Below are 22,288 nucleotides of genomic sequence, written 5' to 3'. Positions count from 1 at the left end.
TATCACTGACTTGCACTTCTTCATGTTTCATAGAATTAATAGGAATGGGAGTAAACGGGTTGTTTTGGTGAATCTGCACCCGCCACTCACATGATTATGAGTGTGGAATTGATAGTTTCACCCTGATAACAAGTGAGTAGGGGGATACTCCTGACAATTGCTTTTTGGATCCTACTAAATGACAGAAAAAGCACTCTTTCACGGCCATATTTGCGAACAGACATCGCAGCTTGTTGAGTTTTTTGATGCTCATAAAGCTCCCTTGATCACCGATATTTCGCTTGGTCACTATCATCCTTTGGGAATTATTGAGGAACTTGGCTGGCAGCATTCTGAAATCGGGAAGTTTGTGCGCGATAAAATCAGGTATTCGATTGGGACTGAGGACTTTGTTCTCAGCCAGTTGGCCGGTGATTTTGCCGTTCTGACGGCGCTGGAGGCAGCGCAAAGGCTGAGAGATGTTCTTTGTGGTGAGACGCGAGAACTGATTGTGATTGCCCCAAGGTTTGGCCTTCCTTGGGGGGAGTTCAATGCGCTGTTATTCTATTTTCTGGGAAGTGATCGGGAAATAGCCGATCGGATCAAGTTTGTCAGTTGCGAGGCTGCGAGCCATGGCACTGCGTATTTTGACATGAAGTGGACTGGGCCCGCCCTAAGGGGAGCTAGTGGCCTTGAGCGGTGCGGACACGAGATGTCAGCGATATATGAACCGGGCCTCGCGCCTTGTAATGCGTCTCCTGAATGTTTGATCACTGTCTTGGAAAGCGTTGCTCTGGTTAACCCGTTTTTGCGCCGTGATCCGCAAACCAGCACCTATCCAGCGCCGGATTTCAATAAGGAGCCCGCCAAAAAGAATGTTGTCTTTCACCTGCTTTATGGGTCCTGTGTGATCCCACAGGACATTCTCATTAAAGCCGCCGAGCTTCATGCGTTCAATGGCGGGGGGAAGGACTGGGTTGTTATGCTGTGTCAGGCTGGCATCAAAACCCTTTCACTTGATAGCACCAGCTTTGCGCTTTCGGCAATACGATTGCAGCGGATCTTGAATCAACAACGGGAATTCTCGCCAACTCTCCCCTTACTGGAGGATCTGGAAGGGCTGCCGGAGGAAACGCGCATCTTTTACGGATACTCAACAGGGGCCTATTTGGCGATTAAAAAGGAAACGGCACTGGCGGCGAAGTATCTGGAAAACACAGAGTATTACCGTCAGCACCTAACGCCTGTACAATATGGTTACTACCTCAACTCCAAGGCCTTTAACCGGTGGCAGGAGAGTGGCTTTCTTGCTGCCATGGAACTGGAGGAGGAAATTGTCAGGCTTATCAAGGCCGGAGAAATTCAGTCGGACCTACTGGATTTTGTGGCCCATTTAAATATTGCGCGCCTCTACATGTCTGAGGGGAAATTCGAGCAGGCCCTTGCAGCTATTAGCGTGAGTAACGACCGGTATTTGTCCCGGTTTCACCAAATAGGTGTTCTCTGGTTTCAGGTAAGGCTGCTACGAAAGCTGGGGCGTGACAGGCAAGCCAATGAGCTGCTTAGCCGGTGCGCCGAGATTTTTTCCTGCCTGCCGGTTCCCCAGATGGCGTTTCCTATCCGTTTGGCCTCCACTATTGTTAAGGGGACGAGTTTTGAAGGTCGGTTGGAGCTGGTGGAGCGGCTTTCCGAGTTGTTTGCTGGTGATACGGCTTAAGGGGGGAGGCAGGACCCTCTAATTTTCGGGTTGTAACGAGACTGGGCTTGAAAGAGCGCTGCGAAGTGTTGAACACTGGGGAAGCTGATCGGGGGAGGGGTTAAGCATGTCAGTCTCGCGCTTGAAAGATATTCCTGGAATTGGTGTGGACAGGATGGGAAACGCCGCAGATGCGCTGAATAACTCGGAGATTTTGCGGCTGGAGAATCTTGATACGGATTTTTCGCCGCCGCCTGAGGCAATTGAGGCAACCATAGCTGCGGTTACCAGTGATTCTGCAAATAGCTATCTGCCGTTCTTGGGGGATAAAACGCTTCGGCAGGCGGTTAGCGCAAGAATGAAGGCCTTAACAGGTGTGTCCTATGACTGGCAGAGCCAGACTTTGATTTCTGCTGGCGGTTTGTCCGGTGTGCTGAATGTGCTTCTGGCGACACTGGAGCCGGGCGACGAAGTGATTGTAACCGATCCGGTTTATGGTGGGCTGCTCAATCGTATCCGGTTGGCGGGCGGGGTGCCCAGATTTGCACCTCTCACCGTTGTGGATGGGGAATGGCGGCTGGACCTTGAGCGCTTTCAGGATGCGATTTCGCCTAGAACCAAAGCTATTTTAACGCTCAGCCCCTCCATGCCCACTGGCTTTGTTATGAATACTTTGGAATGGCAAGCGGTGGAGCAGGCCTGCGCGGAAACCGGCGCATGGATTATTCATGATGCGGCAATGGAACGGATTGTGTTTGATGATCTGCCACTCATCCATCCCGCCAGTATGGAAGGCTTGCGGGAGCGAACTATCTCCATCGGCAGTGTGTCCAAGGAGTACCGCATGATAGGATGGCGGGTGGGCTGGATTACAGGCCCTACTGAGATTATCCATGATGTTGGTCTGGCTTGCCTTTCCAATGTGGTGTGTCAGGTGGGCATTGCCATGCCAGCAGCAACGGCTGCGCTCAACTCCAAAAATGACGGCGTTCAGGCGGCAATCCGCGAGTGGCAAAGGCGGCGGAATTTTCTTTTGGAAGAGCTTCATGACCTTCCTGTGGTACGCCCGCAAGGTGGGTGGTCTTTGCTCATTGATACCAAGGCCCTTGGAATTGCCCCCAAAGAGGCCTCGCGTCTGCTGTTACAGCGCGGACAAGTGGCAGCCACCGCCATGACAGGCTGGGGCACAGAGGAGATTGCAGGGCGATATTTGCGTTTTGTTTATTCCAATGAGTCCGTAGAGCGCCTGAAAGACATTCGGGAGCGCATTCGAGTGAGTTGGTCCTTGTGATTTACTTGTTTTTGAGAAGCGCACTTAAGTGCTGTAAAGTAGGTAAGCTCACTTCAATGTAGCTTTAAGCATCGCTAAAGTATGCAAGGCTTACTTGGTTTTCTGCATCCCCTCCAAATCCACCGGATCACAATGCTCCCTGAGCGAGCGACCCCATTCAGAGAGGTTTTTAGCACTCTCAGGGTCTGCTACGCCGTTTTCGGCTCCCCAGATGATCATTTCAACCAGCACCGGAGCAAGGCGGGTGCCTTTTTCCGTCAGGGAGTAGAGGAAGACCTTTTTGTTATCATCCGCCACCCGTTTTTGAAGAATGCCAGCACCCTCCAGCTTTTGCAGACGGTTGCCGAGGATATTGGTGGAAATGCCTTCGGCGGAAGTGAGGAACTCTCCGTAGGTTTGTTTTCCATTAAAAATCAGATCACGGATGATCAACAGGCTCCACGTATCTCCAAACAGTTCCAGTCCAAAATTGATCGGGCACGACGACCTAGTAGATTTCATGGGTTTTCCTCAATTCAATTTACTTGCAATTTACAAGTGAAATGGAATCTGTCAAGTTACAGGCTCATCAATTCAGCAATGAAACAGATCGTTAGCCACAAGATCAAATCAGGAGAGAAATCCATGAAACTTTATGGTGTCGTCGGTTCGCCCAATACCAGAAAAGTCTGTGCTGTCATCAATCATTTGGGTCTGTCCGTTGATGTGAACTGGGTGGATTTTCTTGCAGGGGATTTGAAAAAGCGCTCGTTTGCGGCCTTGAACCCTAATGAAATGGTGCCCGTACTGGAAGATGGCGACTTTGTGCTGTGGGAGTCCAATGCCATTAACACATACCTCTGCGAAAAGGCAGGGGACACCAAGCTTTACCCGACAGCACTGCGGGAACGCGCTTTGGTGAACCAGTGGCTCAGCTGGGAGGTGGCGCACTATAATAACCACCTTGGCGTGGCAGCTTTTGAGGCGGCGGCGAAACCCCGGTTGAATCTGGGGGAGACGGACCGGCACTTGGTGGAGGTTTCCCTGCGTAAGCTTGCCCGCTTCGCGCAGGTGTTGGAGACACATCTACAGGGGCGGGAGTTTATGGTTGGCAATGACTGGACGTTGGCCGACTACGCCGTTGGGCACGTTGAAATGTTCATGGAAGCAGTGCCGTTTGACTGGTCCGCCTATCCCAACATTGTGTCCTTCTATAAGCGCTTTAGAGCAAACAGCAATTGGGAGAAAACGGCTCCGGCCTCGCTTGAAGGTCTGGGCCGCGCACCGGAGACAGCGACAGCAAGTTAAAAAAGCAATTGCATTTCAGCAATTTCCTGATACTTGAGAATTCCGGCTCCAATATTTTTGAGGAAGTACAATGCCGGAATTCTCTGTTCTTTTAATGTTTGCAGCAGCGAGCCTTGCGCTGACCCTGACACCGGGGCCGGACATGCTGCTGATCGCCTCGCGCAGTGTGGCGCAAGGGCGGACCGCAGGTTTTCTGACCTATTTTGGCATTGCCGCCGGGTGCTATGTTCACGCGGTTCTGGCCGGACTTGGGCTGGCGCAGGTGTTTGAAGTTGTGCCGGTGGCCTATGATGTGGTGCGCTATGCGGGCGCGGCCTATCTGCTTTATCTGGCATGGAAAACGCTCTTTTCTAAAGCGACTGCCTTGAACCCAAACGGCAATATCGCCCGCATTTCCAAACGCCGAATTTTCAGCGAAGGTTTGATGACAAATTTGTTGAACCCCAAGGTAGCCTTGTTCGTGCTGGCTTTGCTGCCCCAGTTTGTTGACCCTGCACAGGGCAGTGTGCTGGTGCAGATGTTGGTTCTGGCAACACTGCTGAATCTGATTGGTTTGGGAGTGAACGGCTCCGTTGTTATGCTGTCCGATCGCTTGGGCGGCGCGGCAGCCAAAAGTGCGCGCTTTCAAGCCCTGTCAAACTATCTGCTGGCAACCGTCTTCGGCGGGCTGGCCCTGCGGTTGGCGTGGAGCAGCAAGGACTAATACCAGCTAAAACCTATAGGGTTCCTTCTGGATCCCGGCTCGTTGGCCGGGATGACCTCGTAAAAAGACAAGGGTACCACCCCGGATTTGATCCAGAGTCCAGTTCCATCTGAGTTAGAAAACGAGTTTCTGTAGGTTCCAAATAATGCAGCTTGGTATAACACGAAAAATATCCTGTTGCCTCAGTTTTTCCTATGAATAACTCAAGGTAACGCCTTCGGAAACCAGATCAAGATTGGCGGAGGAGCTGGCAAGTGCTTCCGCCAGTTTCCATGCCGGCTCCCGATAAAGGGCATAGGTTGAGTGGTGTATGGGCAGGATGTGCTGTGGTTTCAGCTCTTCAGCCATCTGCGTAACTTCCACCGCGCCCATGCTGATTTGTCCCAGAGTACCCGCCGCGCCCACATTGCCTGCATGGGGGATCAGAATGTCAATCTCGCCCAAGGATTTGACTTGCTCCAGCACTTGCGGGGTAGGGAAGGTGTCACCTGTCCAATAGAGGGTCTTGCTGAAACTACCTTTCTGGAACGTGAAGAAATACCCGCTGCCTTGCCCGAGGAACTGCATGACTTGATTTTTGGGGGAGTGTGTTGCTCTGATTGCGGTTATGGAGATGGTTCCATTGGCGGTTTTTACCTGCTGCGTGTCTCCCCACGCCAAGCCTTGTGCATTTTGGAAGTCTTTTTCCTGCAGGGCCTTCAGGTCGTCTGGATGGGCGATGATTTTCAAGTCTTTTGGTAGGGCTTGCTCTGCGGCCCTATCAAAGTGGTCGGGGTGCATGTGGCTGACCAGCACCATGGAGACTTTGGAAAGGTCAATCGGTGGAAGCGGGGTGAAGCGGGGAATGGGAGTAAGCTTTAGTGTCTGGCTCATATCGAGAGCGCTGTTCGGGTCAGGCATCATCAACGCCTTCTCGCCAACACCAAAGGCAGGATCGGTGAGAAGGGTAACGCCATCAAAAGAAATCGTCATGGTCGCACCGCCCAGCCATTGCACATCCACGGATACTCCTGAGGGGAGGGAGCAGACGGCGCTTTTTTTTGCGTGCGCGGCAAGGGGGAAACCCAGAGCCAGAGAGGTTGCCGTCGCTGCACCTGCTGTTTTGAAAAATCCACGTCTGTTCATTTTGCCATGCCCTTAGCTGTTTAATTCCTGTGGGCTCAACCTAATCAATATTGAGATGTTAAATAATTGGGATAATGTTGACAGGATTTGACGAAAAGAATGGCCAATGACAAATATAGTCCAACTGCAAACCTTTGTGGAAGTTGCCAGCTTGAAGTCTTTTACAGCTGCCGCAAAGCGCCTGCACGTGCCGCGCACAACTGTGACCGCCCGCATTCAGGCGCTGGAGCTCAGACTGGGAGTGCAGTTGCTTCAGCGCACCACGCGCAAGGTGTCCCTCACCACGGAAGGGGAACACTTTCTTGAACAGTGTAAACCTGCCTTATCCGCGCTAAATCAGGCGGAAGGGGAGATTTTGGAAAGTGGAGAGTTGAGGGGGCTTATCCGTTTTTCGGTTCCGCTGGACTATCCCGGAGACCGGCTTTGCGCGTTACTGGAGAAGTTTCGTTTCCTGCATCCATTGGTCCGCTTTCAGGTGGATACGAGTGATCGCAATGTAGATTTTGTGCAGGAAAATTATGATCTGTCGATCAGGGGCAAGAACCCCGGAGAGGAGAACCTGATTGCACGAAAGTACTTTTCAGATCATTCGGCTTTTTTTACTACAGCGCAGCACAAGGAACAGTTTCCAAAAATGTTGGGACTGGAAGACCTGCGGGGGCGGGAGATAATGGACCCCGGACACTTTCTGGGGGAGCTGGGAATTGAGGGAGTTGTGGAGCCGCCTGTGCTTACAGCCGGTTTCGGATTGACGAAGACAGTTCTAAAAGCCACCGGCGGGCTGGCTGTCCTTCCCGTTTCCTTATGTAGACAGGAAGAAAAGCGCGGCGAACTGGTGCGCCTGCCCTCTTCCTTTTCGTTGCCAGACATTCCGCTGTTTATTGTTATGCCCGCCCGCCAATACCGCCCCAAACGGGTGCGGGAGTTTATTGACTTTTTATTGGCTGAAAAAAACTAGAGAGCGTTACAGGAGAAGTCACTGGACGCGAAACAACCGCGTGCTGGGGGGCAAGCGGTTGTTTCTATACTGTCGGATAAGGTGGGGAGGCGCTAAGTGAACTCAGCGCCGTTATTGACCATCGGAAGGTGGGTGATCCGCGGACCACCGACAGCAATTGCGTTGGCCAGAGCGGGGCCTGCCGGGGGAGTTCCGGGCTCGCCCACGCCTGTTGGCGCTTCTTGTGATTGCACAATATGTACATCAATGGATTTGATGTCATGAATGCGCAGAGGCTCATAATCGGGGAAGTTCTGCTGGACCACTTCACCGTTTTCCAGAGTGATTTCGTTGCGCATGACAGCGCCGAGGCCGTAGCCGATGCCGCCTTCCATTTGCGCTTTCACCACATCGGGGTTGATGACAGTGCCGCAGTCTACCGCGCAGGTGATGGCTTCAATTTGGACGACGCCGTCACTATCACGGGAGATTTCCACGACCTCAGCCACAAACGACTTGAAAGAGTGGTGTGCCGCGATACCGCGTGTGCGGTTCTTATCTAGCGGTTGGTCCCAGCCACTTTTTTCCGCAGCCAGTTTCAAAACACCTGCAAGGCGTTTTTGTTCCGGCTTGTCCCCTTGGAGGTAGTCCAGACGGAAGGCAACAGGGTCACGGCCCGCCGCTTGCGCAGCCATATCCATCATGCTTTCCATGACATAGCCGGTGTGGGAGTGCCCCACAGAGCGCCACCACAGAACTTTGACAGATGGAGCTGAATCGGTAAGCCCAACGTGGAAATCCGGGAGGGTATAGGGGGTGTCTGGCACACCTTCCACGGAAGCGTGGTCAACGCCGTTTTTCACGGTGAAGGCCTCAAATGGCGTGCCTTTCATGATGGATTGACCGGCAACGCGGTGATCCCAAGCGGTGATCTTGCCTTGCTCATCCAGACCAATGCGCACTTTGTGGGCAAAAGCGGGACGGTAATAGCCCCCCGTTATGTCATCCTCACGGGACCAGACCAGTTTCACGGGCTTTGTTTTGTCACTCAACGCGAAAGCCATGGCAGCTTCCACATGGTAATCCGCATCCGTGTTTGCACGGCGTCCGAAAGAACCACCCGTGAACATGGTTTTGATCTCGACCTTGGACGGGTCCAGCTGCAAGATGGAGGCGATTGTGGGATGGGCAAGAGCCGGGAACTGGCAGCCATCATGTACAACAACACCGTTTGCAACCGGCTCGATGGTACAGTTGAGCGGTTCCATTGGAGCGTGCGCAAGATTTGGGAAGTAGAACTCTGCCTCGACCACCTTATGAGCGGCCTCTAGCTTGGCTTTAGTCTGTTCCAGATCGGTTTCAGGTGTCGCGGAAAACTCGCTGGGCGCGTTCACCTTGGCAAGCAGGTCCGCTTTGATTTCCTCGCTACTGCGGTTTTCGGCAGCGGAGAAATCCCAGTTAACTTCTACAGCGTTCTTTGCCTGAAACGCTGCCCATGTGTTGGTGCCATACACAACAACGCCAGCTTTGTTTGGCATAGCTTTGGCCCCAAGGAAGCCTTTCATGCCCTTGGCTGCGCTGTCATCGAACGATTTTAGTGTGGCACCAAGGCGCGGCGCACGCAGGACGCTGGCAATAATCTGCCCGTCCAGTTGCATGTCCATGCCGAATTTGGCTGTCCCATTTATCTTCGATGGCGTATCTTTACGGGTGCTTTTTGCGTTACCAATGATTTTGAATTCACTGTTTGGCTTCAGCTTCGGTTTTTTTGGCGGTGTCAATGCAGAGGCTGCGGCAACAAACTCGCCAATGGGCGCGGATTTACCAGCGCCGGAAATTACGCCGCCTTCTAGGGTGAGCTGTGCCGGGGAAAGATCCCATGCATTGGCGGCAGCTTGGAGAAGCATTTCACGGGCAGCGGCCCCTGCTTGGCGATATTGCATGTAGGAGTTGGCGATGGCCGTGGAGCCGCCTGTTCCTTGCGCACCAAACAGAAGGTTGGCATAGCGTGTGTTGTCAGCGGGCGCAAATTCCATTTGCACGTCTTCAAGCTTGGCGTTCAGCTCCTCGGCAATGAGGGAGGTGAGGCCGGTTGTGGTGCCTTGACCCATTTCAAAGTGCTTGAGGACTGCCGTGATGGTGCCGTCGCTGGAGATTTTCACGAAGGGAGAAAAAGTGCCATCGCCTGCGGAACTAGCGAGCACGCCCTTGGCTGTGGTGCCGACAATAAGCACCGATGCAACACCTGCCGCCGCGCCTTTGAGGAAATTTCTACGGGAAGTTTGAACTGACATGGACTTAAGCCTCCAGAATTTCAGAGGCACGGCCAACAGCCGCACGGATACGTTGATAGGTGGCACAGCGGCAAGCATTGCCATCCATATAGTCGTCGATTTCCTCGGAGCTCGGCTTTGGATTTTCGCTAAGGAGCCCAACCGCCTGCATTATCTGGCCTGACTGACAGTATCCACATTGCACCACATCCAGTTCCGCCCACGCACTTTGAACCGCTTTGGCAACTTTGCCACTGGCGCCTTCAATTGTGGTGAGTAGTGCATCTTCCACATCTTCAATAAATGTTTGACAAGAGCGAACAGGTTGTCCATCCAGATGAACGGTGCAGGCGCCGCAAGATGCAACTCCGCAACCAAACTTGGTACCTGTGAGCTGGAGTTCGTCACGAATAACCCAAAGCAATGGAGTGCCCGGTTCGGCTTCGACGGATCGTGCCTCACCGTTAATATTGATTGTATATGCCACGGCGGATCTCTCCCTAACGGCTAAAATGGGGGGCGTTAACTGAGTGTTCTATGTGTGTAAACTCGGCAGTTTACATTGCACAGCTTAGAAGTAATGTAAACTACAAAGTTTACAAGGGAGGGGGGTGTGTTAATGAAGGTCGGCGTAGACTTGGCTACGTGCAGGCTGAAAATGTTTGGTAATGCGAGGCTTTGGGACTGATGGCGGACGCGACGTGCGCACTGATTAATAAAAATATACAGATCTTGGAAGCTGCAAATGCGGAGTTTCTGGAATGCGGCTTTGTTGGAGCAAGTATGGACCGCATTTCCCAGCGGGCCAATGTGTCCAAACGCACTGTTTACAAGCACTTTCAAAGCAAAAAGAACCTGTTTAACGCCATTATTTCCAAGCTTGCCTGCCATATGGATCAGGCGCTCGATATTGAAATTGATAGCTCATTGCCCATTGAAGAGCAATTGATGGTGCTGGGACGCGCGGAGGCTTCGTTTTTCTCCTCCAGTCAGGTCATTTCCATGAGCCGGATGGTTATGGCGGAGACAGTTCGTACGCCTGATCTGGCCAGCTCCATTTATGAGAAGCTGGATGCGACCATTCCAATGGCCCGCTATATGCGCAGGTTCAAGGAGGAGGGGCTTCTTGCCGTTGAGAGTGAAGAAGATGCCGCGATGGAGTTCATAGGGCTACTCAAGGCAAAAGCATTTTGGCCTGTGGTACTTAGGATGAAAACAGTGAGCGAAAGCGAGCTTGAGGATGTCATTAGTTCGGCTGTGAAAATGATGATGTGCAGGTATGCGCTAACATAGGGGCCAGCCCCGCGATTAGAGCGCGTTCCGTTTGATTGGGTTCAATCAAACGACAAGAATTCGCTCAAAATAAATAAGTTAGAGTGCACAGCGTGAATGCGAATGAACGCGATGTGCTCTAGGTATCGGGGTATGGGGGGAGACTACTGGTCTGGATCACTTTCCACTTGGTTTTCCTGTTTGTGAAGCCAGGATGTGATCTCTTCAATCACTATTTGATTCTTTGGGGTTTTTGCGAGGTCACCTACAATCAGGTGGTTTTGCGTATTTGCCGGTTGTCGGATAAGGAGCCGCTCGGTATTCGGGCCCCATGTTCCATAGATCTGGGTTGTAAAGGACGCGTTGGCAATTTTGTCTTTCAGGTCGTAGATGAACAGCGTGGGTATTGAAACCGGATCACGCGAGGTGGTTGCTTCTTGAGAAAGCAGGACGAACTGACCAAGAGTTTTGAGGGACTGTGGTGCAATGCAGTTGGTCCATTGATAGAGTTCCATCATATCTGCTTTGGTGTTGAAGCAAAAAATGGTCCCCAATGTGGCGCGGATGAAGAGACCTGCAAAAGGAACAGTGAATAAGGTTGTGCCTGTTTGTTCGAGCTGGAAAGCGGGCGATACCAAAATGATGGCAGCAATGTCCTTCTGGAGGACTTGGCCACTCTTCACGGACCAAGCTGTGAGCGCTCCTCCCAAAGATGTGCCCATGACAATGACCTTGTCTCCAATTCTGCGCCCGACTTCAAAGGCTTCCGCCACATCATTGACCCAGTCGTTGTAACTGGCTTCCCCCAATGCTGCATAGGTTTGCGCGTGCCCTGTCAAACGGGTGTAAAACAGGTTTGCATTCAGTTGAAACGCCAGATCGTCGGGGACGGGCCTGATCTCTTCTTTGCTGGCTGTGAAGCCATGAATGTAAACAATGGAATAGGGGGTCTTGTTTTTTGTTTCCGGATTGTTCCAGATGATCTGTTTTTGCAGACCGGGCTTGATGTCTTTAAACTGTGCCTCTTCATCCTGGATGTAGCGCTCCACGTCCTTAGGGATTTGTGAGGGGGAGAAGCTGACTGAAATTGGGGTGAAACTGTTCGTGATCCAGCCATATCCTATGATGACAATAATGAGAGCTAAAAAGACTTTCAACAAACTGATGCGCATTGTTGTGCCTGTAAACGCTCGGGCACCATTGCTTTAAGCGAGGATTGCCGTGAAGCAAACCATAGCTGCCCGCGGAAATTGATAGGGGAATATAAAAATACCTGCTGAACTATTAAAGATCCTTGATGCAAGTATCTTCTTTAGTTTGAAAAGCTGGCTAGGGGACCCCGTCAGTTCCTATGGTTAAGCAAGGGAATACGACAGCCTATCGATTAGCTGATTCGGAAAACGTGATTGAGGAGGGGAAATCTAAAAGGCAGATATAAAAAAAGGCCAGACAAAAATGCCTGACCCTACTTGGCTGTTTGCTCTCAACAATGCCAGTACATCCGTGGTCAAAGGAAAGCAGAGGCCAAACTTAAGCAGCTGTAAGGTTACAAGCAGCCATTTTGCCGGACTTTCTGTCGCGCTCAAGTTCAAAGCCAATTTTTTGACCTTCAACAAGCTCAGACATGCCAGAGCGCTCTACAGCGGAGATGTGAACGAATACGTCAGCGTCGCCGTTGTCAGGCTGGATGAAGCCGAAGCCTTTAGTGTAATTAAACCATTTAACTGTGCCAGTGGTCATAACAAACCCTTTCATAGCAGTGTAGATAACCCTCAATGATATTTCATATTGGGCTGTGATAACGATTTTTGAAGGGAAAGTTCGTTCATGGCGTAAAATAATTCACGCGGTAACCATAGCTCAGCAAGCAAATATCGATGAGCTAACCTCTAAACATCGTCGGCGTTACTGTCAACTATTAACTTTCAAAGTTCTATAACTAGTTTTACGGGTTCCCCTCATTTCAGGCTTTTTTGAATGGGGATAACCGTATTCTCATACGGCCTGTGATGGAGAAGTAACAGGGGACGCATGCGCCCAACTAGTGACTTTTATCGCGAGAGGATGTGCGGTGATGCTCTCTGGAGGATTCCTTGTGATCTCGCTTCTTGGGAGCATGATGGCGATCATCGCTATGCGAGGAACCTTCGTGGGATTTGAGGGTGTGCTTGTGTCCCTCGGGGTTCCCGCCGTGCTCCGTATGTGGATGGCTTTTCTCGTGGTCCCGATGGTCCATATGGGCTTTATCGTGCTTGTGATCCTGATCTTTTTCGTAGCGCCGCGCCATTTTCTCTTCGGTCTGTGTGGAAGTGTGTTGACGTTTTTCGGTCATGGTATGGCTCCTGTTTAAGGCAAGTCCATAGGAGACCAGATAAGGGTGTTATTTTGATAAACACTTGATCGCAGTTTTTATTCCATCTTCTCAGGGCCTGTTTGGAACTGTTTAACTTATGGCCAGATAAAGCCGCCAATAGCCGCGGTTATTTTAGGGTTCCGGGGATCAATTACGTTCACATTATTTTAACTTTCATGGATGTCATGTAACTTTATTTTTTAAAGCTTTCATATCAAATTATCCTTAATGGTTCCCAAGGGGGAAGCAGAGTTAGATAGGAAGTGATAACCATGGCTGATGACACCTTCTTTTTTGATATGACCTCTCCAGAAAACGATCAGTTTGATTTTTCAGGGTACGACGATAACGATGAACTTCCCCCTGGTGATTCTGAAAATGATGCCAATAACCAAGGAGCAGCTGGTTCTGGTGATGAGGGGGGCTCTCAGATAGAGTTTTACACTGATGGCGAGTATAGCTTCCCTGTTGATTGGAGAGATATTAAAGAACATTTAGTACCCACCTCAGAGGGTCGCCTTATTGGAGAGTCCGACCACAAAGAAGACTATCAGGATCTGAATTATTCAGGCGCAGATAATGGGGATGATTTCGGTCTTAGTTAATATCTATCCCAGTTCGGCCTTGGGTAAGAAAAATATGAATGGACCCCTTGAAAGGTGTGATAATTTTCTTGGTCGCACCCTTCCGGTCCTGTTTCCAGATATCTTGATTTAACCAGTGAACTGGTACCGCTTCCCTACCTGAAGAAGGGGGCTGAATTCTGGTTTTCATGTCTCCAGCAGCGGACTAGGAAAGGTTGTGGTCTGCGGTTTCTCCTTCCATAAAACATAAGCTCATCCAACCGGTATCCCCCCCATGGGGATGGGGATCTGATAGGCCCGCTGTACTGCGGGGCGTGTGGCCATGTGGTTGTACCAGCGGCGTACATTGGGAAAGTTTTTCAAATCAACATTCTGCCATTCAAAGCGAGAAACCCAAGGCCAACAGGATATGTCGGCAATTGTATATTCCTCGTTGATGTAGTCTTTATTTTCCATATGACGGTCTAAAATTCCATAGAGATTTTTGACTGCAGCAACGTAGTGGTTGGTGGCATATTGTGATTTATCTGGTTTGATTTTGACAAAGTGGTGGGCTTGCCCCGCTATAGGACCAAGGCCAGCCATTTGCCACATGAGCCACTGCACTGTCTGCCAATATCCAGTAAGTTCGCTGGGAAGAAACTTTTTGTTTTTGTCCGCCAGATAAAGAAGGATCGCGCCTGATTCGAAGAGGCCGACGCCAGTTTCATTGTCAAAGATCGCAGGTACCTTTTTAAAGGGAGTCGCTTGGAGAAATTTGGAATGAAGCTTCTCGTTTTTCTCAAGGTTTATGGGATGAACTTTGTAGGGCACGCCAAGTTCTTCCAGCAAAATGGAGACTTTCAAGCCGTTGGGGGTACTCCACGTATAGAAATCTATCATATTCTCTCCCCTTTTCAGCGACTGGCTACTGAGCTTCTAAAGCCTAGTGTCTTTGAGTAGGAGTGGTTTTGGCAAGGCCTTAAAATGATGATATCTTTTACTGAGACATTTCACCGTTTGAAGTTGCTTTTGCGGGTGTCTTGATCCTAAAACCGGCTGTTACCTTTCAGTGGTATATTATGAGCCTAATTCTTATTGGCTTTGGTTGCAATTCGATGAAAAATGAGAGGCCAAATGACTTATGTTTTTACTCCTGGGCCGCAGGTAAGCGCTCCGGTTGAGGGAACTGGTGAGCTTTTTCCTGTCCGCCGGATCTATTGTGTTGGGCGCAACTATGCAGCTCATGCGGTTGAAATGGGGCATGACCCCAAGCGCGAACACCCGTTTTTCTTTCAAAAAAATCCGGATAATCTGGTGCTTGACGGTAAGTTCCCTTACCCAGAGGGCTCTCGGGATGTGCACCATGAAGTGGAGCTGGTTATGGCCCTTTCAAAGGGAGGACGCCATATAGAGCGGGATCAGGCCATGAACCATGTTTTTGGTTTTGCTGCTGGTCTGGATATGACCCTTCGGGATGTGCAGAGTGATTTGAAAAAAACAGGCAGGCCTTGGGAGGTGGCTAAGGCGTTTGAACACTCGGCGCCAATGGGTGCGATTGTTCCTGTTGTCCAATCAGGCTTGATGGAAAGCGGTGCCATTGATTTGAGCGTGAACGGGCTGCCAAGGCAAAGCGGTGATCTCAATCAACTTGTGTGGAAGCTGCCGGAAATTATCTGTGCTCTGTCCCGTCATTTTGAGCTGGCAGCAGGGGATCTGATTTTTACCGGAACGCCCGCCGGTGTCGGGCCGGTGCAAAAAGGGGATCATCTTGAAGCAAGGATTGCAAGGCTTCCCACGTTGAGTGTGGAAGTGGTTTAGAGGTTTGATTAAAGCCTTGAGGAGCTTTGTCGAAACACCTCAAGGCTTTCGCATTGAAGACTATCTTTTGCGCAGCAAAACGGCTGCAAACAGGCCTCCGGCCAGCTCAAGCACCATTGAGCCCACAAGTAAAATGCTGGCTTCGCCATCAATAGTAAGACTAAGGATGCGCCCAGCTGCCAGACCCCACATGAAGACCAGCATACTCCAAAGGGCCGGACGGCGCAGGTCGCTATTGAAAGCGCCGCATAACCAAAACAAGGCCATGGCCAAGTAGAGCCCCATGATTGCACGGAAAATGTGGATCTGATTGAGAACGAGATCGTTAATGCCCAGTAGATCAGGTAGGATCGTTTGTGGAGCTGCCCCATAGGCCAGACCAACGGGGACAAGCCCCAGTGCTACCAAAATCAAATAGATGCTTCTTATATCCATCCTATGTATTCCTCCCATAAACATAGGGGCTCACTATTCACGGATAGGGGTTGCAGGGCAAGGAGCCCTGCAACTTTTTTATTTGTTGGCTGGCGGTGGTGTTGACTGCGCAGGTGCCGAGGTGTTTGCAGGTGCACTGCTTGAGCTGCTAGGTGGATGGGTTGGCAGATTCTCCACTGGCACATATTTGATGTTTGGCGGCTGTAGGCCACCTTCCTGCTTTCTGGCAGGGAAGTTATTAAATGACTGCTGGTGAAGATTTATGAGTAACTGGAAGGGCACCACCATCCAGACCCTTTCCATGTCCCACTTTACATGCATGCCAGATTCTTCAACATCCTTTTCCCAGGGATCTCGGCGTAGATTGTACATCTGAGGGACTTCAAGTTTTACTTTTGGGCCGAACCATCCTTCGGGCTGAATGATCAAGTGGGCCTTCCAGTCTTGAAAACGGATAGCCTGAAGGTCATTGCCTTGATACAGGAACACTTCGTTTCTGGCAGACTTTCCCTTTCCGGTTATCAGGTCAAGCTGGTTATATCCATCCAGATGAACCTTGTAGTCCTTGTATCCCAGTTGTAATTGGGAAACCAGATCTGAAGGTCCACCTGCGGCGGCCACCAGTGTTGGCATCCAGTCAGTTGCGTCAAAAACCCCGTTTTCAACCACGCCAGCGGGAACATGTCCGGGCCAACGAATAATGGTTGGAACTCGAAAGCCACCTTCCCATGTGGTTCCTTTGGAGCCTCTGAACGGTGTTGTTCCTCCATCTGGCCATGTGATTGTTTGCGGGCCGTTGTCAGACGTGAAAATAACGATGGTATTGTCGGCAATTTTCAGGTCATCCAAAGTTTTAAGGACAACGCCGACATTATCGTCTACTTCCCGCATGATAACATCTTGCAGACCGGTATCGGCATCCAGCATTGCCTGATATTTATCACTAAGATATGTGAAGACGTGTGCACGCTGGGTATTCATCCAGACAAAGAAAGGCTTGTCGGCTTTGGCTGAACGCTCGATGAAGTCAACCGTGTGCTTGGTGATTTCTTCATCCAGTTTTTTCCGGCGTTCGACGGGAGCTGGACCATCATTTTTGATTTTCTGCTTACCCACTCTTCCCCAACGCGGGTCGATTGTCGGATCATCTTTTTCCTGTGCCCAGCTATAGATGAGCTGGCGGGGACCGAACTGATTATTAAATTCCGGCTGGTTTTTGGGCCAGTCAGCTTGGTATTCGAAAGAGAGAAAGTCCGGAGCATAAAGATACCCCCAAAACTCATCGAAACCATGCACTGTTGGTAGATACTCGTTCAAATCTCCCAAGTGGTTTTTACCGAACTGGGCCGTGACATAGCCTTCCTGTTGCAGGAATTTGGCCATTGTAGGGTCTGAAGCTTGTATGCCTCCGGGGGAGCCGGGGAGCAAAATAGCATAGAGGCCTGTACGTATGGGCAGCTGGCCGGTGATGAAGGCGGAGCGGCCTGCGGTGCAGCTGGGCTGGGAATAATAGTCGGTGAAACGCATCCCTTCTGCAGCAAGTTTGTCGATGTTTGGTGTCTTGATGCTTTTGACACCTTGACTATAAACGCCCACATTGTCCCAGCTCACATCATCAGTCATGATGACGACAATATTGGGTTTTTTGTCTGGTTGTTTGTTTTGCTGAGCCAGCGTGGTTGCGCTGCCGAGACAAAGGGTACTGGCTGCGATGAATGCAGATACAGTCCAGCTGTGCAATTTCATGGTCTCATAATCCCCCTTACGAGGTGTTGATATTGAGCACAGCCTATTACACAGGTCTTCAAAGAGACTTTCAGCTTCCTTTGAAATGTGGGGTATTGAAATAACCAGTCGTTGAGCAATTTGGGTGAAAGGCTTTAGAATCCAATTTGGCCAGTGTTAACTTTATCCTTTATCTCTCCTGAGAGGAATTAGATAAGTAAGTGTAACTGTGTTTGAAGTAATGTTCTTTTGTCTCCAATATTATGATAAGTATTTATGGGTGGCTTATTAGTGATTCTATTTGAAGAGTTTTTGTTCTGAAATTTGGGGTTAATTTTTGACTATTCCTCAAAATAAATTCCCCTAAGAAATGCACTGTTATCATAAGTTTAATGTTTACAGTACCTTACGCTTAACAGTTTTAAATTGCTTTAGACTTGAATTACTCTTTATAGTTCATTAGTATTAATACCTATTGATGCCGCGCTGAGCGACTTAACACACGTAAACAAAGGTGACTTTGATGAAAATCGCGTGTTTGGGGGGAGGTCCTGCCGGTCTTTACTTCGCTATTTCTTTGAAACTTCGTCGCCCCGGCGATGAGGTGACCGTTTTCGAGCGGAATCGAAGTGACGACACTTTTGGGTGGGGAGTTGTTCTTTCCGATGAAACTCTTGAAAACCTGCGGGTGAATGATCCGGCCAGCGCGGCATCAATACGCCAGCACTTTGCTTATTGGGATGACATTGCTGTTCACTATCGTGGTGAGAAGCAGCTTTCGACCGGTCATGGATTTTGCGGTATCGGGCGCAAGCAATTGCTGCTGCTGCTGTATGAGCGGGCAAAAGAGCTGGGAGTGAATTTGCGCTTTGAGCAGGAGATTGCGAGCGCTGCAAACTTTGCAAAAGACTATGATCTGGTGGTTGCCAGTGACGGCCTGAACTCAAAGGTGCGCGAAGAGTTTGCCCATGTTTTCAAGCCCAATATTGACAGGAGAGCCTGCAAGTTTGTCTGGCTGGGAACAAAGCAAAAGTTTGAGGATGCTTTTACCTTTATTTTCAAGGAAACAGACAAAGGCTGGGTGTGGGCCCATGCCTACCAGTTTGACGGGGATACGGCCACATTCATTGTAGAGTGCAGTGAGGCCACGTGGGCGGCCTATGGCTTTGAGCAGATGAGCCAGAAAGATTCCATCGCGGTGTGCGAGGAAATTTTTAAAGATTACTTGGACGGTCATCAACTGCTTAGCAATTCCGCCCATATGCGCGGGTCTGCGTGGATCAACTTTCCCCGTGTTCTTTGTGAAAAGTGGCATCATGAAAACGTCGTTCTCATGGGGGATGCAGCTGCGACGGCCCACTTCTCCATTGGTTCGGGGACAAAGCTGGCCTTTGAAAGCGCCATTGCTCTGGCAACGTATTTGAGCGAGGAAGAGGAGTTCTCCAAAGCCTTTGCCAAGTATGAGGACGGGCGGCGGCTGGAAGTGCTGCGTTTGCAATCTGCTGCCCGTAATTCCATGGAATGGTTTGAGGATGTGGAGCGCTATCTGGGACTTGAGCCAACCCAGTTCAACTATGCTTTGCTCACCCGGTCCCAGCGTATCAGCCATGAAAACCTTCGGCTGCGTGACCCAAAGTGGATGGAGAGCGCTGAAAAGTGGTTCCAGAGCAAGGCCGGTGTGCCGGAACATGAGCCCGTACGTGCGCCCATGTTTGCCCCGTTTATCCTGCGGGATATGGAACTGGACAATCGTGTGGTTGTCTCGCCCATGGCGCAATATAAGGCGGAGGATGGTTGCCCCACGGATTGGCATCTGGTGCATTATGGCGAACGGGCCAAAGGCGGTGCGGGGCTTGTTTACACGGAGATGACCTGTGTTTCGCCGAAAGGGCGCATCACCACCGGTTGTCCGGGCCTTTATGACGAGCGCCATGTGGATGCATGGCGGCGCATTACCAGCTTCATTCACCGCGAAACCCACGCCAAGGTGTGTTGCCAGATCGGGCATGCGGGGCGCAAAGGGTCCACCCAGCTGGGCTGGGAGGAGATGGATGCCCCCATGACCAAAGGAAACTGGGAGCTGATTTCTGCCTCCTCTATTCCTTGGGCTGCGGGAAGTCAGGTTCCCAAGGCAATGACGCGTGAGGATATGGACCGCGTACGGGGGCAGTTTGCCGCTTCTGTTGAAATGGCTGAGCGGGCGGACTTTGACATGATCGAGCTGCATGCCGCCCACGGCTATCTCATGTCCTCGTTCATCTCGCCGCTGTCCAACCAAAGGCAGGACGCCTACGGCGGTTCCCTTGAAAACCGGATGCGCTATCCGCTGGAAGTCTTTGGTGTGATGCGCAAGGTCTGGCCGCAGCACAAGCCCATGGCGGTGCGCATTTCTGCCCATGACTGGGTGGGGGAGCTTGGGGTCGAACCGGAAGAGGCGGTGAAAATCGCCAAGATGTTTGTTGAGGCCGGAGCCGATATTATCGACGTTTCTGCGGGGCAGACCTCGCTTGAGGCCAAGCCCGTTTATGGCCGCATGTTCCAGACACCGTTTTGCGACCGTATCCGGCAGGAGGCGGGCGTTAAGACCATGGCGGTGGGAAATATTTATGAACCGGACCACGTGAATTCCATTTTAATGGCGGGACGCGCAGACCTTGTCTGCCTTGCGCGGCCCCACCTTGCCGACCCCTACTGGATGCTCCATGCAGCAGCCCGGATCGGGGACAGGCATGAAGCATGGCCGCTACCTTATCTTGCTGGGAGAGATCAGGCGTGGCGGCTGGCAGACCGTTTGGGAGAAGCGGAGTTGAAAGTGTGAAAGAGCTTGAGAAAAAACACGTGTTTATCACCGGCGGGGGAAGCGGTGTAGGCGCGCAAACCGCCCGACTCTTCGCAGGTTCAGGGGCCTTGGTAACTGTGGTGGGCCGGAGGGAGGACCCGCTGAAACAGCAAGCCGAAAACCATGGTATTTCCTACCAAATCTGTGACGTGACGGACCCCGTTTCTGTGGCCGCAGCCATTGAAGGAGCGCGCGCAGTAAACGGCCCGATTTCCGTTTGCGTTGCCAATGCGGGCAGTGTGAGGACCAAACCCTTTGCCAAAATGAAAATTGGCGAATTCTCTCGCATGTTGGATGTGAACCTGAAAGGGGTTTTCAATGTGTGGCAGGCGGCTTTGCCCGATATGCAGGCAAGTGGATGGGGCCGTTTGATTGCGGTGGCCTCTATTGCAGGGCTAAAAGGGTTTCCCTATGCGGCGGGTTATGTCTCCGCCAAACACGGGGTGGTTGGGCTTACACGCTCGCTGGCTGTTGAGTTGGCGAAAACGGGTGTCACGGTGAACGCCATTTGCCCCGGCTATATTGATAGCCCCATGCTGGAGGGGGCTGTTGAGATTGTCTCCCGTAATACTGGTTTAACCAGCGAGGAAGTTGCCCGAAAAATGAATGAGGGCAATCCGCAGGGGCGGCTGATCGAGTGTGACGAAGTGGCAGAAACGGCCCTTTGGCTGTGCTCCAAAGGCGCGCGGTCCATCAACGGCCATACGCTTGCAATGACGGGAGGCGAGATATGACCTATAGCACCTCTAAATCCCGCCTGCGCCTGTGGCTGCGCCTATTGAAACTGAGCCGGATTGTGGAAGCCCAGCTGCGGGAAAAAATGCGGCGTGAATTCAACAGCACACTGCCCCGCTTTGATGTGCTGGCGGCCTTGAGCCGTACGCCGGAGGGGCTACGCATGAGCGACCTTTCTTCCACGCTCAAAGTATCCAACGGCAACGTAACGGGCATTGTGGACCGGCTTGTGAATGATGATCTGGCCACAAGAGTGCCGGTGCCCGGTGACCGGCGTGCCGCTAAAATCTGCCTCACCGCCAGTGGCCGCAAGCAGTTTGACATTCAAGCAAAGGCCCATGAGCGCATGATCAACCAGCTGCTTGGGGGATTTTCTGCGGAAGAGGCGCAAACGCTCACCGAGCACTTTGACAGTATCTTGCGTATGCCCTTGGGAGAGCGGGCATGAGTGCAACTTTCCATGAGACAACCCATTTTTACAGTTCAGTGGAAAACGGTATCGCAACGCTGCACCTAAAGGGAGCCGAGCGTAAGAACCCGCTGACCTTTGAAAGCTATGCGGAGCTGCGGGACTGGTTTCAGGCCCTGAAATATTCCAGTGGCATCAAAGTCGTGGTGTTTGCCTCTCATGGAGGTAACTTTTGTTCTGGCGGCGATGTGTACGATATTATCGCTCCCCTGACTAAAATGGACATGAAGGAACTGCTGGCCTTCACCCGCATGACCGGCGATCTTGTGAAAGCCATCATCTCCTGCGGCAAACCGCTGATTGCGGCTGTCGACGGGGTTTGTGTGGGGGCTGGCGCTATTCTTGCCATGGCCAGTGACATGCGATTGGCAAGTGAGAGGGCCAAAACTGCCTTCCTGTTTACCCGTGTGGGGCTGGCGGGCTGTGATATGGGCGCGTGCGCCATGCTGCCACGCCTTATCGGGCAGGGGCGGGCGGCGGAGCTGCTCTATACAGGCCGGACCATGAGCGCGGAAGAAGGATTGAGCTGGGGCTTTTATAACCGGCTGGTGAGCGCTGAGGAACTTAGCGGGGAAGCCCTGCGCCTTGCGGAGAAAATCGCGGCAGGCCCCGGCTTTGGACACATGATGACCAAGACCATGTTGGGGCAGGAGTGGTCCATGTCCCTAGAGCAAGCCATTGAGGCGGAAGCACAGGCGCAGGCGATTTGTATGCAAAGTGCAGATTTTGAGCGTGCTTTCAAAGCATTTGTAGCAAAGGAAATACCTGTTTTCAAAGGAGACTAA

Annotated in this window: 22 protein-coding genes; 12 read left to right on the top strand and 10 right to left on the bottom strand. The window is 51.4% G+C overall.

From position 1 onward, the window contains the following. The first annotated feature begins 178 nt into the window (after positions 1 to 178). A complete protein-coding gene (locus P6574_RS15880) occupies positions 179 to 1,696 on the top strand; it encodes a hypothetical protein (protein WP_310621242.1) in 1,518 nt (505 codons plus the stop codon). 106 nt (positions 1,697 to 1,802) lie between these two features. Further along, positions 1,803 to 2,966: a pyridoxal phosphate-dependent aminotransferase gene (locus P6574_RS15875; RefSeq protein WP_310621241.1), complete on the top strand. Its 1,164-nt coding sequence runs from the start codon at positions 1,803 to 1,805 to the stop codon at positions 2,964 to 2,966. 90 nt (positions 2,967 to 3,056) lie between these two features. On the opposite strand, the gene P6574_RS15870 is transcribed toward P6574_RS15875, so the two are convergent. After that, positions 3,057 to 3,467, bottom strand: a complete 411-nt coding sequence (locus P6574_RS15870) for a winged helix-turn-helix transcriptional regulator (protein ID WP_310621240.1) — start codon at positions 3,465 to 3,467, stop codon at positions 3,057 to 3,059. Between the two features lie 123 nt (positions 3,468 to 3,590). Between P6574_RS15870 and P6574_RS15865 the strand changes: the two genes are divergently transcribed. Both P6574_RS15865 and P6574_RS15860 read left to right on the top strand, forming a co-directional pair. Further along, positions 3,591 to 4,253 (top strand): glutathione S-transferase family protein, encoded by a 663-nt coding sequence (locus P6574_RS15865; protein ID WP_310621239.1) that lies wholly within the window; start codon positions 3,591 to 3,593, stop codon positions 4,251 to 4,253. Between the two features lie 70 nt (positions 4,254 to 4,323). Continuing rightward, entirely contained in the window at positions 4,324 to 4,956 is a 633-nt protein-coding gene (locus tag P6574_RS15860) for a LysE family translocator (protein ID WP_310621238.1), read from the top strand. Between the two features lie 192 nt (positions 4,957 to 5,148). Here P6574_RS15860 and P6574_RS15855 read toward each other — a convergent pair whose 3' ends face one another. Next, the gene (locus P6574_RS15855) at positions 5,149 to 6,081 is read right to left on the bottom strand and encodes an MBL fold metallo-hydrolase (RefSeq protein ID WP_310621237.1); all 933 of its coding nucleotides are present in this window, start codon (positions 6,079 to 6,081) and stop codon (positions 5,149 to 5,151) included. Between the two features lie 106 nt (positions 6,082 to 6,187). On the opposite strand from P6574_RS15855, the gene P6574_RS15850 reads away from it, so the two are divergent. After that, entirely contained in the window at positions 6,188 to 7,039 is an 852-nt protein-coding gene (locus P6574_RS15850) for a LysR family transcriptional regulator (protein WP_310621236.1), read from the top strand. 92 nt (positions 7,040 to 7,131) lie between these two features. Here the strand turns inward: P6574_RS15850 and P6574_RS15845 are convergent, their stop codons facing one another. Both P6574_RS15845 and P6574_RS15840 read right to left on the bottom strand, forming a co-directional pair. Next, positions 7,132 to 9,312 carry a xanthine dehydrogenase family protein molybdopterin-binding subunit gene (locus P6574_RS15845; RefSeq protein WP_310621235.1) on the bottom strand — a complete coding sequence of 727 codons (2,181 nt, stop codon included), beginning with the start codon at positions 9,310 to 9,312 and terminating at the stop codon, positions 7,132 to 7,134. 4 nt (positions 9,313 to 9,316) lie between these two features. Then, a complete protein-coding gene (locus tag P6574_RS15840; protein WP_310621234.1) occupies positions 9,317 to 9,778 on the bottom strand; it encodes a (2Fe-2S)-binding protein in 462 nt (153 codons plus the stop codon). A gap of 200 nt (positions 9,779 to 9,978) precedes the next feature. On the opposite strand from P6574_RS15840, the gene P6574_RS15835 reads away from it, so the two are divergent. After that, positions 9,979 to 10,584, top strand: a complete 606-nt coding sequence (locus P6574_RS15835; RefSeq protein ID WP_310621233.1) for a TetR/AcrR family transcriptional regulator — start codon at positions 9,979 to 9,981, stop codon at positions 10,582 to 10,584. A 143-nt stretch (positions 10,585 to 10,727) separates the two neighbouring features. On the opposite strand, the gene P6574_RS15830 is transcribed toward P6574_RS15835, so the two are convergent. The 3 genes from P6574_RS15830 to P6574_RS15820 all read right to left on the bottom strand — a co-directional run bounded on the left by P6574_RS15830 (position 10,728) and on the right by P6574_RS15820 (position 12,895). Next, complete coding sequence (locus P6574_RS15830) at positions 10,728 to 11,735, bottom strand: alpha/beta hydrolase (RefSeq protein WP_310621232.1); 1,008 nt, start codon at positions 11,733 to 11,735, stop codon at positions 10,728 to 10,730. A 358-nt stretch (positions 11,736 to 12,093) separates the two neighbouring features. Beyond that, positions 12,094 to 12,303, bottom strand: coding sequence for a cold-shock protein (locus P6574_RS15825; RefSeq protein WP_310622179.1), 210 nt, complete (start codon positions 12,301 to 12,303; stop codon positions 12,094 to 12,096). A 301-nt stretch (positions 12,304 to 12,604) separates the two neighbouring features. Further along, positions 12,605 to 12,895 carry a hypothetical protein gene (locus P6574_RS15820; protein ID WP_310621231.1) on the bottom strand — a complete coding sequence of 97 codons (291 nt, stop codon included), beginning with the start codon at positions 12,893 to 12,895 and terminating at the stop codon, positions 12,605 to 12,607. A 293-nt stretch (positions 12,896 to 13,188) separates the two neighbouring features. Here P6574_RS15820 and P6574_RS15815 point away from each other — a divergent pair, with 293 nt between their 5' ends. Continuing rightward, positions 13,189 to 13,521 (top strand): hypothetical protein, encoded by a 333-nt coding sequence (locus P6574_RS15815; protein WP_310621230.1) that lies wholly within the window; start codon positions 13,189 to 13,191, stop codon positions 13,519 to 13,521. 231 nt (positions 13,522 to 13,752) lie between these two features. On the opposite strand, the gene P6574_RS15810 is transcribed toward P6574_RS15815, so the two are convergent. Beyond that, positions 13,753 to 14,382, bottom strand: a complete 630-nt coding sequence (locus P6574_RS15810; RefSeq protein WP_310621229.1) for a glutathione S-transferase family protein — start codon at positions 14,380 to 14,382, stop codon at positions 13,753 to 13,755. 234 nt (positions 14,383 to 14,616) lie between these two features. Between P6574_RS15810 and P6574_RS15805 the strand changes: the two genes are divergently transcribed. Next, positions 14,617 to 15,300 (top strand): fumarylacetoacetate hydrolase family protein, encoded by a 684-nt coding sequence (locus tag P6574_RS15805; RefSeq protein WP_310621228.1) that lies wholly within the window; start codon positions 14,617 to 14,619, stop codon positions 15,298 to 15,300. Positions 15,301 to 15,360: 60 nt separating this feature from the next. Here the strand turns inward: P6574_RS15805 and P6574_RS15800 are convergent, their stop codons facing one another. Together P6574_RS15800 and P6574_RS15795 are read right to left on the bottom strand one after the other, a co-directional pair. Beyond that, entirely contained in the window at positions 15,361 to 15,735 is a 375-nt protein-coding gene (locus P6574_RS15800) for a DUF4345 domain-containing protein (protein ID WP_310621227.1), read from the bottom strand. A gap of 78 nt (positions 15,736 to 15,813) precedes the next feature. After that, positions 15,814 to 17,481 (bottom strand): arylsulfatase, encoded by a 1,668-nt coding sequence (locus P6574_RS15795; RefSeq protein WP_310621226.1) that lies wholly within the window; start codon positions 17,479 to 17,481, stop codon positions 15,814 to 15,816. Between the two features lie 502 nt (positions 17,482 to 17,983). Here P6574_RS15795 and P6574_RS15790 point away from each other — a divergent pair. Genes P6574_RS15790 through P6574_RS15775 form a run of 4 tightly spaced genes read left to right on the top strand, consistent with a single transcriptional unit; the run spans position 17,984 to position 22,288 of the window. Then, complete coding sequence (locus P6574_RS15790; protein ID WP_310621225.1) at positions 17,984 to 20,278, top strand: bifunctional salicylyl-CoA 5-hydroxylase/oxidoreductase; 2,295 nt, start codon at positions 17,984 to 17,986, stop codon at positions 20,276 to 20,278. Beyond that, positions 20,233 to 21,033: an SDR family NAD(P)-dependent oxidoreductase gene (locus P6574_RS15785; protein WP_310621224.1), complete on the top strand. Its 801-nt coding sequence runs from the start codon at positions 20,233 to 20,235 to the stop codon at positions 21,031 to 21,033. Before P6574_RS15790 ends, P6574_RS15785 begins: the two co-directional genes overlap by 46 nt. Beyond that, positions 21,030 to 21,482, top strand: coding sequence for a MarR family winged helix-turn-helix transcriptional regulator (locus P6574_RS15780; RefSeq protein WP_310621223.1), 453 nt, complete (start codon positions 21,030 to 21,032; stop codon positions 21,480 to 21,482). Before P6574_RS15785 ends, P6574_RS15780 begins: the two co-directional genes overlap by 4 nt. Further along, the gene (locus P6574_RS15775; RefSeq protein ID WP_310621222.1) at positions 21,479 to 22,288 is read left to right on the top strand and encodes an enoyl-CoA hydratase family protein; all 810 of its coding nucleotides are present in this window, start codon (positions 21,479 to 21,481) and stop codon (positions 22,286 to 22,288) included. The genes P6574_RS15780 and P6574_RS15775 overlap by 4 nt, the downstream gene beginning before the upstream one ends.

The organism is Pseudovibrio sp. M1P-2-3, assembly GCF_031501865.1.
Classification (GTDB): Bacteria; Pseudomonadota; Alphaproteobacteria; order Rhizobiales; family Stappiaceae; genus Pseudovibrio; species Pseudovibrio corallicola.
Note: the sequence above shows the minus strand (reverse complement) of the source record. Positions and strands in the feature narration are given on the sequence as shown.

Coding starts and splice junctions, on each gene's coding strand:
- P6574_RS15880 (WP_310621242.1), top strand. CDS start 179: ATGACAGAAAAAGCACTCTTTCACGGCCATATTTGCGAACAGACATCG.
- P6574_RS15875 (WP_310621241.1), top strand. CDS start 1,803: ATGTCAGTCTCGCGCTTGAAAGATATTCCTGGAATTGGTGTGGACAGG.
- P6574_RS15870 (WP_310621240.1), bottom strand. CDS start 3,467: ATGAAATCTACTAGGTCGTCGTGCCCGATCAATTTTGGACTGGAACTG.
- P6574_RS15865 (WP_310621239.1), top strand. CDS start 3,591: ATGAAACTTTATGGTGTCGTCGGTTCGCCCAATACCAGAAAAGTCTGT.
- P6574_RS15860 (WP_310621238.1), top strand. CDS start 4,324: ATGCCGGAATTCTCTGTTCTTTTAATGTTTGCAGCAGCGAGCCTTGCG.
- P6574_RS15855 (WP_310621237.1), bottom strand. CDS start 6,081: ATGAACAGACGTGGATTTTTCAAAACAGCAGGTGCAGCGACGGCAACC.
- P6574_RS15850 (WP_310621236.1), top strand. CDS start 6,188: ATGACAAATATAGTCCAACTGCAAACCTTTGTGGAAGTTGCCAGCTTG.
- P6574_RS15845 (WP_310621235.1), bottom strand. CDS start 9,312: ATGTCAGTTCAAACTTCCCGTAGAAATTTCCTCAAAGGCGCGGCGGCA.
- P6574_RS15835 (WP_310621233.1), top strand. CDS start 9,979: ATGGCGGACGCGACGTGCGCACTGATTAATAAAAATATACAGATCTTG.
- P6574_RS15830 (WP_310621232.1), bottom strand. CDS start 11,735: ATGCGCATCAGTTTGTTGAAAGTCTTTTTAGCTCTCATTATTGTCATC.
- P6574_RS15825 (WP_310622179.1), bottom strand. CDS start 12,303: ATGACCACTGGCACAGTTAAATGGTTTAATTACACTAAAGGCTTCGGC.
- P6574_RS15820 (WP_310621231.1), bottom strand. CDS start 12,895: ATGACCGAAAAACGTCAACACACTTCCACACAGACCGAAGAGAAAATG.
- P6574_RS15815 (WP_310621230.1), top strand. CDS start 13,189: ATGGCTGATGACACCTTCTTTTTTGATATGACCTCTCCAGAAAACGAT.
- P6574_RS15810 (WP_310621229.1), bottom strand. CDS start 14,382: ATGATAGATTTCTATACGTGGAGTACCCCCAACGGCTTGAAAGTCTCC.
- P6574_RS15805 (WP_310621228.1), top strand. CDS start 14,617: ATGACTTATGTTTTTACTCCTGGGCCGCAGGTAAGCGCTCCGGTTGAG.
- P6574_RS15800 (WP_310621227.1), bottom strand. CDS start 15,735: ATGGATATAAGAAGCATCTATTTGATTTTGGTAGCACTGGGGCTTGTC.
- P6574_RS15795 (WP_310621226.1), bottom strand. CDS start 17,481: ATGAAATTGCACAGCTGGACTGTATCTGCATTCATCGCAGCCAGTACC.
- P6574_RS15790 (WP_310621225.1), top strand. CDS start 17,984: ATGAAAATCGCGTGTTTGGGGGGAGGTCCTGCCGGTCTTTACTTCGCT.
- P6574_RS15780 (WP_310621223.1), top strand. CDS start 21,030: ATGACCTATAGCACCTCTAAATCCCGCCTGCGCCTGTGGCTGCGCCTA.
- P6574_RS15775 (WP_310621222.1), top strand. CDS start 21,479: ATGAGTGCAACTTTCCATGAGACAACCCATTTTTACAGTTCAGTGGAA.